The organism is Segatella salivae DSM 15606 (genome assembly GCF_000185845.1).
GTDB classification, from domain to species: domain Bacteria; phylum Bacteroidota; class Bacteroidia; order Bacteroidales; family Bacteroidaceae; genus Prevotella; species Prevotella salivae.
Genome location: NZ_GL629647.1, coordinates 1,583,902 through 1,592,696 on the forward strand (window position 1 = coordinate 1,583,902; position 8,795 = coordinate 1,592,696).

Consider the following 8,795-nt stretch of genomic DNA (forward strand, 5'->3'; position numbering starts at 1 on the left):
TCACGATTCAACACTTTTTTGCAGTAGTTTTCATTCATCATGAAATTCAACTTATAACACCTTATCCATTAAAATATTTTAGCGCATAAAAGTTTCACTATCTCTTAGTTTTTTAGTATCTTTGCAATTAAATCACATTCTAAGAATAAATGGCAGAAAATCAAAACTCCGAGGCAAATTATTCCGCCTCGAATATCCAAGTCCTTGAAGGCCTTGAAGCTGTTCGAAAGCGTCCAGCCATGTACATTGGCGACATTAGTGAGAAGGGACTTCACCATCTTATTAACGAGACAGTGGATAACTCTATCGACGAAGCAATGGCAGGTTACTGCACAGATGTTGAGATTACGCTCAACGAAGACGGTTCCGTCACGGTAGAAGACAATGGTCGTGGTATCCCCGTTGATGAGCATAAGAAACTCCATAAGTCTGCACTTGAGGTGGTAATGACCGTACTTCACGCTGGAGGTAAGTTCGATAAAGGCTCTTATAAGGTAAGCGGTGGTCTGCATGGTGTGGGTGTTAGTTGTGTAAACGCACTTTCTACTCACATGCTTTCTCAGGTATTTCGCGACGGAAAGATATATCAACAAGAATACGAAAAGGGTAAACCGCTCTACCCAGTAAAGGTGGTTGGCGAGACAACTAAACGCGGAACACGCCAACAATTCTGGCCCGATCCCACCATTTTCACTACAACGACTTACAAATGGGATATAGTTGCCAGCCGAATGAGAGAGCTTGCATATCTTAATGCGGGTATACGCATCACACTAACAGATATGCGTCATGACGAAGAAGGCAAGATTCGACAGGAGGTTTTCCATGCAAAAGACGGACTGAAAGAGTTTGTTCGCTACGTAGATCGCCATCGCACACACCTCTTTGACGATGTGATTTATCTGAAAACTGAAAAGCAAGGCATCCCAATTGAAGTGGCAATTATGTATAACACGGACTATTCGGAGAACATCCATAGCTATGTTAACAACATCAATACCATTGAAGGAGGTACCCATTTAACGGGTTTCCGCGCTGCTTTAACACGTACTTTGAAAGCGTATGCAGACGCTGAACCAACCATTGCAAAGCAGATTGAGAAGGCAAAGATAGAGATTGCCGGTGAAGACTTCCGCGAAGGACTCACTGCTGTGATATCCATTAAGGTGGCAGAGCCCCAGTTTGAGGGACAAACTAAAACCAAATTGGGTAACAGTGAGGTTTCAGGTGCCGTACAACAAGCCGTTGGTGAGGCGCTGTCAAACTACTTAGAGGAACATCCTATCGAAGCAAAGAAGATATGCGAAAAGGTTGTTTTGGCCGCCACTGCACGCATTGCAGCTCGCAAAGCACGTGAAAGCGTTCAGCGAAAGAACGTCATGACAGGTGGTGGTTTGCCTGGAAAGCTGGCCGATTGCTCTAATAAAGACCCCAAGGAATGTGAGATATTCCTCGTCGAGGGAGATTCAGCGGGAGGATCAGCAAAGCAGGGTCGCGACCGTTATACACAAGCAATCCTTCCATTAAGAGGTAAGATTCTCAACGTGGAGAAAGTGCAATGGCATCGTGTTTTCGAAGCAGAATCTGTGATGAATATCATCCAAAGTATCGGTGTTCGCTTTGGAGTTGAGGGCGAAGATGACCGAGAAGCCAACATCGATAAACTGCGTTATGACAAGATTATCATTATGACCGATGCCGATGTCGATGGTTCTCACATCGACACGCTTATCATGACACTCTTCTATCGCTTTATGCCGAAGGTAATAGAAGACGGACATCTCTACATCGCTACACCTCCTTTATATAAGTGTACCTATAAGAAAGTCAGTGAATATTGCTACACAGAACAGCAACGTCAGGCTTTCATTGATAAGTATGTTGACGGAAAAGAGGACGACAAGGGACTGCACACACAACGTTATAAAGGTTTAGGTGAGATGAATCCCGAGCAACTTTGGGAGACAACTATGGACCCAAAATCACGTCTGTTGAAACAAGTGACCATTCAAAATGCAGCAGAGGCTGATGAAATCTTCTCCATGTTAATGGGTGACGACGTTGAACCTCGCCGCGAATTCATAGAACAAAACGCTACGTATGCAAACATTGATGCTTAACATTTGATAGGTATCAACAACTCATAGCTCCCTCTCCTCCTTGCAGGAGGGGGATTTTTAATTTCTGATATGGCAAAATTCGTATTAGGTTTCCTCTTGTTTTTGCAGACGCTTTGCCTGCAAGCACAAGACTTTCTGCCACGATGGATTGGCACACCTGTACCTGATTCCACCTCACAAGTGTGGTTTCGGCAGACCTATCATTATGCCATCAGACCACGATTCGCAATGCTTGAGGTTACAACGACAGGCTATTTTGACCTCTATATCAATGGTTATAATGTGTCGACTGACGTCAGAATGCCTTATCGTGAGCATCAAAATGACGACCATCCTATAAGTCTTTGTTTTAACGTTACACGCTTTTTGCAGAACGGAGACAATACGATTGGCGTGTGGTTTAGTCCCACCTATCCCCATATCCAGCCCAAACAGATAGCTATTTCCCTTTATGGAAGAACATCAGACGACCAACCTTTCAATCTCGTTGCAGACAGTAGTTGGCTCTGTCGAAAGGCAAACATAAGATTAGATACAACACTTGATGAAGTGTTTGATGCACCTGATGAGAGTCAATCGCAATGGAACATGGATGAATTTGCACCTGCTTGCTGGACTGGAGCTATTGAAATAAAGCCCGAAGGATATCAACCCGTTGAACAAAGGAAGGTTGCTTATCAAGCCGAATGTATCAAAAAGGTTCTACTTCCAGCCTATTATGTGGCAGAAGGTGACACTACTTGTTATGAGTTTAACACCGGATTCGAGGGCTATGTGCGTGTAACCATGCGCGATGCTCACGTGAAAGAACAACTCAATATCAATGGATTGGGCTATCAATGTGACGGAAAAATGGATGAACAAGCCTATAGAAAATTCACCCGACGCACGTTTAGAAACGTTTGGATTACAGGCAATTCATGGTTCCAAAACAGTCAGATTCAACGCTTAGAAGGCATTGAAACCGGCACACATCTACACCTAAGTTGGAGTGAATAGATGCCTTTCTTGTAAAAAATTGATAGAATTCACCACTTTTTCTTTATCTTTGCAGTAAATGATTTAACTATAAAGGCCTTGTATGATAGATTTAAGCATCGGCTTCTTGCTAAGTTATAACGAAGGAAGCCATATCAATGAAGATCTTCTTTTGGTTAATAACATCGCCGACATGCCATTACCTAACGAGCCAGGTAAAGTCGATTGTCTCTTCCTTGGCATGTGTACTTCGGGTGTTGGTAAATACACTTTGAACACTGTTGAGTATGTACTTCAGCCACGAGATCTATTGATTGTCAACCCCGGAGAAGTCACAGATAACTATGAATGGAGTACAGATTTCAAGGGAGTTGGTATTATTATGTCTCGCGATTTCTATCGAGAGGTGGTCTCAAATATACACGAATTATCTTCTCTTTTCCTATTCTCGAGGAATCATCCTGTATGCGAACTTGAGATTGATGAAGTTGATACAGTCGGTAAATACTTTAGTATCATTAAGCAAAAGCTTGATAACATCGACCATCATTTCCGCGAAGAGACAGTTAAACTGTTGCTCCAGGCGCTCATCTTTGACCTTAGTAACGCCATATTCCGTATTCAAAAATACGATAAACACATTCCAACGCGCATGGAAAAGATATTCTTTGACTATGTAAAAATGGTCGAAGCGAACTTCCGTTCAGAGCGTCGTGTCAACTGGTATGCTAAGCAAATGAACATCACTCCTAAGTATTTGTTGGAAGCAGTAAAGACAATTAGTCACCAAACTCCTAACGAATGGATTGATTATTACATGGTACAAGAACTGCGAGTGGCATTAAAGAATTCCGTGAAGAGCATCAAAGAGATTGCTGCTGAGCTTAATTTCCCCAACCAAAGTTTCATGGGAAAATACTTTAAAGACCATGTAGGTGTATCGCCTTCTGCTTATAGAAAACGATAGGGACAATCCAAAAGAAAGAATAGAACAATAGAAATTTAATCAATTTATAATAGTAACGGAAGAGCAAAACAATGATATTCAGGACACCAGCTACCGCATATTATAACCTACTTAACCATCGATCAATGCAAAGAAGGTCGTTTTTCATGCTCTTTATTCTCATGGTTTGCACGACAACAAAAGCGCAAATGCTTTTCTCTGAGAACCTAACGATGAATATAGATAGCACAAAGACCATACAAGGTTCATTGCAACCAGATCTCGATTTCAAAACAGAAAAGGAGAATGTACTAACTGTTAAGAACACGGCTAACCTCAATGTACTAATTAAAAAGAGCCATATCATCAACTTTATCAACAAGTTAGAAGTCTCTACTTACGGGCGAAATATCACCGTAAGTGGTGGTTATGTGCACATGGAATACCGCTACTTACTGGATCAAGCCTTTGAAGTCTATCCCTATGCAGAATCACAATGGGCGGGAAGTAGAGGCATGACGTTCAAACTTTCGTCAGGAATTCAGTCACGCTATCGGTTTATTCATTCCGACCATTGCCTGTTGTTTGCTGCTGTTGCCCTCTTTTATGAGTTCGAAAAGTGGCAATATCCCGACCCTCCTGCAGGCATAAGTGCCAACGCTTACAGCCGAAGCATCAAGAGTCATCTTTCATTTAGCTTCAAACATACTATCAATGAACACTGGGATTTGACGACAACCGTAATCCACCAAGCTAAGCCTGACAGCTATTTCAAAAGCGCTCGATTCGGTGGAGCCGTTGATTTGGCCTACCATATCACGCCACATATCGGCATCAGAGGAAGCTATCGACTCATCTATGACACAGCTCCCATCGTACCAGTACGCAAAGATTATACGAATGTTGATGCGGGAATAGACATCAACTTTTAAGCGAAAATCAGAAGAAAGAATTAAAAAGGAAGAGAGAAATAATTAAAAAGGAAGAATAATATGCGTTTAGCTTTCTACTAAACGCTCTATTTCTTCCGCGGCTTTACATAGTTCTTGATACCATTCTTCACCGAATTTGCGAATCAAAGGGCCTTTCAAAAACTTATAAACTGGCAGATTCAACGCCTCACCTTTCGTCACTGCATCTTTACAAATGGCCCATTTGTGGTAGTTTATCCCTACAAGTCCATGCCCAAACTCCTTTGCTCTAATGGGATAAAGGGCACAAGAAATGGGCTTAACAAAATGAGTTCTCCCTACGCGATAAGCGCGTTCGAGGGCACAAAGGCAACAATCTTTCTCATAACATGTAAAGACACAGTCCTTTCCCCCAACGATACTTGTCACTAAATCGCCTTCAACATCAGTATAAGCCACGCCTTGTTTGTCGACAATGGCTTGCGCAGAAGCACTCATATCACCCCAAACAGCATCCAAAGCATCCTCTATCCGTCCTATCTCTTCAAGCGAAACAGGTGCCCCTGCATCCCCTTCCACACAACAAACTCCCTTGCATTGTTCTAAATCGCAACAGAATTTCTCGGTGATTATATCGGGAGAAACCAACACGTTTCCCACTTGAATAATATGTAAATCCTCTTTATTCATAATGTTGTTTGCAGTAAATGTCAGCCTCTGGCATTAGTAAAGATACCTCAAAATGACATTCAAAGTATGATAAAAGAACGATAAACCTCCACTCCTTTCCCTTTAAAGCGCGTCAGAGGAGAGTCTCTTACCAGTCTATTTCCTTTTTCCCAGTCTTCTTTAAATAGGCATTACACTGAGAAAACTGATGATTTCCAAACCATCCTCCGCGGTTCGCTGAGAGCGGAGACGGGTGTACTGATTCTAAAATTAGATGGCGATGAGCGTCTATTAAGTATTTCTTACTGCGTGCAAATCCACCCCATAACATAAAAACAAGCCCCTCTCGGTTGTCACTTAAGGCTTTAATTGCAGCATCAGTAAACGTTGACCAACCGAGCCGTTGATGGCTATTGGCCTCATGGGCACGCACCGTCAGTGTGGCATTCAGCAACAAAACTCCCTGTTTAGCCCAACGAGTAAGATCTCCATTCATGGGGATTGGTTTGCCTAAATCTTGCTGAATCTCCTTGAAAATATTAACAAGTGAAGGAGGAATCATTACCCCTTCGGGCACAGAGAAGCTCAAACCCATGGCTTGTCCCTGCTCATGATAAGGGTCTTGCCCTATGATTACCACCTTCACTTGATGGAAAGGGCAAAGGTTGAAGGCGTTAAAAACCAAATTCCCAGGAGGGAAACATGTTGCATGTTGATATTCCTCATGCACCCGTTTGGACAATTCCACAAAATAGGGCTTGTCAAATTCCGACCCAAGATAAGGCTTCCAACTTTCTTCAATCTTTACCATCACGCATTATTTATTGTCTGAAATCAAGCACTCTCCAGTCATATCATCTGGTTGTTCAAGTCCCATGATGTGTAGAATTGACGGAGCAACATCTGCCAATCGGCCATTCTTTACCGTCGCAGAGTTATTGTTTGTGACGTAGATAAAAGGCACAGGATTAAGTGAATGGGCTGTGTTTGGCGTGCCATCTTCATTGATTGCATTATCTGCATTGCCGTGATCGGCGATAATAATCACCTCATAATCGCTTGCTTTTGCAGCCTCAACAACGTCTCTTACGCATCCATCGATAGCCCAAACTGCCTTTGCTATGGCGTTATAAATACCCGTATGACCTACCATATCACCATTGGCAAAGTTAACAACGATAAAGTCGTAGAGGTTCTCTTTGATTGCACCTACAAGCTTATCTTTAACTTCAAACGCGCTCATCTCAGGCTTTAAGTCGTATGTTGCCACCTTAGGAGAAGCGACAAGTATGCGATCTTCGCCCTCAAACGGAGCCTCACGACCACCATTAAAGAAGAAGGTTACGTGGGCATACTTTTCAGTTTCCGCTGTATGTAGCTGCTTTTTACCAAGTCGAGAGAGGTATTCTCCGAGCGTATCCTTTACGTTTTCCTTAGGGAAAAGCACTTTAACGTCCTTGAAATTTGGGTCATAAGGCGTCATACAATAATAGTGAAGATCCTTCACTGTAGCCATTCCTTCCTCTGGCATATCCTGCTGAGTGAGCACCTCTGTGAGTTCTTTCGCGCGGTCGTTACGATAGTTAATGAAGATAACTACATCGCCTTCTTCGATAACTCCGTTTACTTTGCTGTTGTTGATTGGCTTGATAAACTCGTCGGTTACGCCTTCATCATAACTTTCTTGCATTGCCTTCACCATGTCATCAGCCTGCTTTCCTTCGCCCTTTACAAGCAAATCATAGGCCTCTTTCACACGATTCCATCGTTTATCGCGGTCCATAGCATAGAATCTTCCAACAATACTTGCGATGTGAGCACCATTGTTTTGGCAGCAGTTTTGAACCTCTTCTATAAAGCCTTTACCACTCTTTGGGTCGGTATCTCGGCCGTCCATAAAGCAATGAACATATACATCTTTGAGTCCGTATTCCTTGCCTATTTCAATCAATTTGAATAGATGTGCGAGCGAAGAGTGTACACCTCCCGTCGAAGTTAGACCCATCAAATGAAGTTTTTTGCCCGACTTCTGCGCATAAGAATAAGCTTCTACGATGCCAGGATTCTTCAAAATGTCTCCTGTTTCGCATGCTTTGTTAATCTTAACTAAGTCTTGATAGACGATTCTTCCAGCGCCGATATTAAGGTGTCCTACCTCAGAATTGCCCATCTGTCCAGCGGGAAGACCTACGTCTTCGCCTGAAGTTAGAAGCTGAGCATGCGGAGATACTGCATTCAAATAATCCAAATAAGGAGTTGGTGTGTTATAAATCACATCACCCTTACCATGTTTACCGATTCCCCATCCATCGAGAATCATCAATAAAGCTTTCTTTGCCATAATCTATAATAACTTAAATTTTTGTTTCCTGTACGCTGCAAAGTTACTGCAAACGAGTGAGATTACAAAACAGAATCTATCGTTTTTTTCATTAATTCCACCTCATTGATAGCTGGTTAGACTGAACACGTAACGCAGAATGACGCTATACATCCCATTATTGCAGTTTACTTACGTATAAACAACCTCAAAAGGCGTGCCAAACTGCCTAAAAACAGATACTAAAAAAAGGTATTTTATCAAGTAAAGTGCCTCACTTTACATCCTAAAATGCATCATTTCACACGACAATCTGCGTCATTTCATGCGGTAAAATACGGCAGATTACGCAATGATTTGCACCAATCCATTTTACCATTAGTTATTAACATCATCACCACCCCCAATTAACTCATTCGCCATTATAAATATCCTGACATGCAACGCCATAGGCGTTGTGCCAATATTCAAATGAATGTATTTGCCATTATGAATGTTTCCAAACCGCAACATCGTGTATTTTATGATGATTTTTGATGCATGTATTTGGTAATATAAATCTCCTCATAAGGCAACGGCGTAGGTTTTATGCTAATATTCTAATGAATGTATTTGACATTATAAATGCCCTCATGGTGCAACGCCGTAGGTGTTGTGCTTTTGATAGCCCGGGGTTGGCGAGGAACGAGCCTACCCCGGGTAAACGTTCGCAAGGAGATGCAACGCCGTAGGTGTTGTGCTTTTGATAGCCCGGGGTTGGCGAGGAACGAGCCTACCCCGGGTAAACGTTCGCAAGGAGATGCAACGCCATCGGTGTTGAGCTTTTTCTGTGAAAACATGGTTATAACGAG

At 42.4% G+C, this 8,795-nt stretch carries 8 protein-coding genes; 5 read left to right on the plus strand and 3 right to left on the minus strand.

From position 1 onward, the window contains the following. Nucleotides 1-149: 149 nt before the first annotated feature. From gyrB to HMPREF9420_RS06570, 4 genes are all read left to right on the plus strand, one after another. Nucleotides 150-2,120, plus strand: coding sequence for a DNA topoisomerase (ATP-hydrolyzing) subunit B (gene gyrB, locus HMPREF9420_RS06555; RefSeq protein WP_007134727.1), 1,971 nt, complete (start codon nt 150-152; stop codon nt 2,118-2,120). 69 nt (nt 2,121-2,189) lie between these two features. Beyond that, entirely contained in the window at nt 2,190-3,119 is a 930-nt protein-coding gene (locus HMPREF9420_RS06560; RefSeq protein ID WP_007134728.1) for an alpha-L-rhamnosidase N-terminal domain-containing protein, read from the plus strand. An 82-nt stretch (nt 3,120-3,201) separates the two neighbouring features. Continuing rightward, nucleotides 3,202-4,065, plus strand: coding sequence for an AraC family transcriptional regulator (locus tag HMPREF9420_RS06565; RefSeq protein WP_007134729.1), 864 nt, complete (start codon nt 3,202-3,204; stop codon nt 4,063-4,065). A gap of 125 nt (nt 4,066-4,190) precedes the next feature. After that, nucleotides 4,191-4,976 (plus strand): hypothetical protein, encoded by a 786-nt coding sequence (locus tag HMPREF9420_RS06570; RefSeq protein WP_248628082.1) that lies wholly within the window; start codon nt 4,191-4,193, stop codon nt 4,974-4,976. 66 nt (nt 4,977-5,042) lie between these two features. On the opposite strand, the gene HMPREF9420_RS06575 is transcribed toward HMPREF9420_RS06570, so the two are convergent. The 3 genes from HMPREF9420_RS06575 to gpmI all read right to left on the minus strand — a co-directional run bounded on the left by HMPREF9420_RS06575 (nt 5,043) and on the right by gpmI (nt 7,965). Beyond that, complete coding sequence (locus HMPREF9420_RS06575; RefSeq protein WP_007134731.1) at nt 5,043-5,645, minus strand: DUF3109 family protein; 603 nt, start codon at nt 5,643-5,645, stop codon at nt 5,043-5,045. 127 nt (nt 5,646-5,772) lie between these two features. After that, complete coding sequence (ung, locus tag HMPREF9420_RS06580; RefSeq protein WP_007134732.1) at nt 5,773-6,435, minus strand: uracil-DNA glycosylase; 663 nt, start codon at nt 6,433-6,435, stop codon at nt 5,773-5,775. A gap of 6 nt (nt 6,436-6,441) precedes the next feature. Continuing rightward, on the minus strand, nt 6,442-7,965 hold the full coding sequence (gene gpmI, locus HMPREF9420_RS06585) for a 2,3-bisphosphoglycerate-independent phosphoglycerate mutase (protein WP_007134733.1): 1,524 nt from the start codon (nt 7,963-7,965) through the stop codon (nt 6,442-6,444). 581 nt (nt 7,966-8,546) lie between these two features. On the opposite strand from gpmI, the gene HMPREF9420_RS14840 reads away from it, so the two are divergent. Continuing rightward, nucleotides 8,547-8,675 carry a hypothetical protein gene (locus HMPREF9420_RS14840; RefSeq protein ID WP_261794235.1) on the plus strand — a complete coding sequence of 43 codons (129 nt, stop codon included), beginning with the start codon at nt 8,547-8,549 and terminating at the stop codon, nt 8,673-8,675. Nucleotides 8,676-8,795 lie beyond the last annotated feature (120 nt).

Coding starts and splice junctions, on each gene's coding strand:
- gyrB (WP_007134727.1), top strand. CDS start 150: ATGGCAGAAAATCAAAACTCCGAGGCAAATTATTCCGCCTCGAATATC.
- HMPREF9420_RS06560 (WP_007134728.1), top strand. CDS start 2,190: ATGGCAAAATTCGTATTAGGTTTCCTCTTGTTTTTGCAGACGCTTTGC.
- HMPREF9420_RS06565 (WP_007134729.1), top strand. CDS start 3,202: ATGATAGATTTAAGCATCGGCTTCTTGCTAAGTTATAACGAAGGAAGC.
- HMPREF9420_RS06570 (WP_248628082.1), top strand. CDS start 4,191: ATGCAAAGAAGGTCGTTTTTCATGCTCTTTATTCTCATGGTTTGCACG.
- HMPREF9420_RS06575 (WP_007134731.1), bottom strand. CDS start 5,645: ATGAATAAAGAGGATTTACATATTATTCAAGTGGGAAACGTGTTGGTT.
- ung (WP_007134732.1), bottom strand. CDS start 6,435: ATGGTAAAGATTGAAGAAAGTTGGAAGCCTTATCTTGGGTCGGAATTT.
- gpmI (WP_007134733.1), bottom strand. CDS start 7,965: ATGGCAAAGAAAGCTTTATTGATGATTCTCGATGGATGGGGAATCGGT.
- HMPREF9420_RS14840 (WP_261794235.1), top strand. CDS start 8,547: ATGAATGTATTTGACATTATAAATGCCCTCATGGTGCAACGCCGTAGG.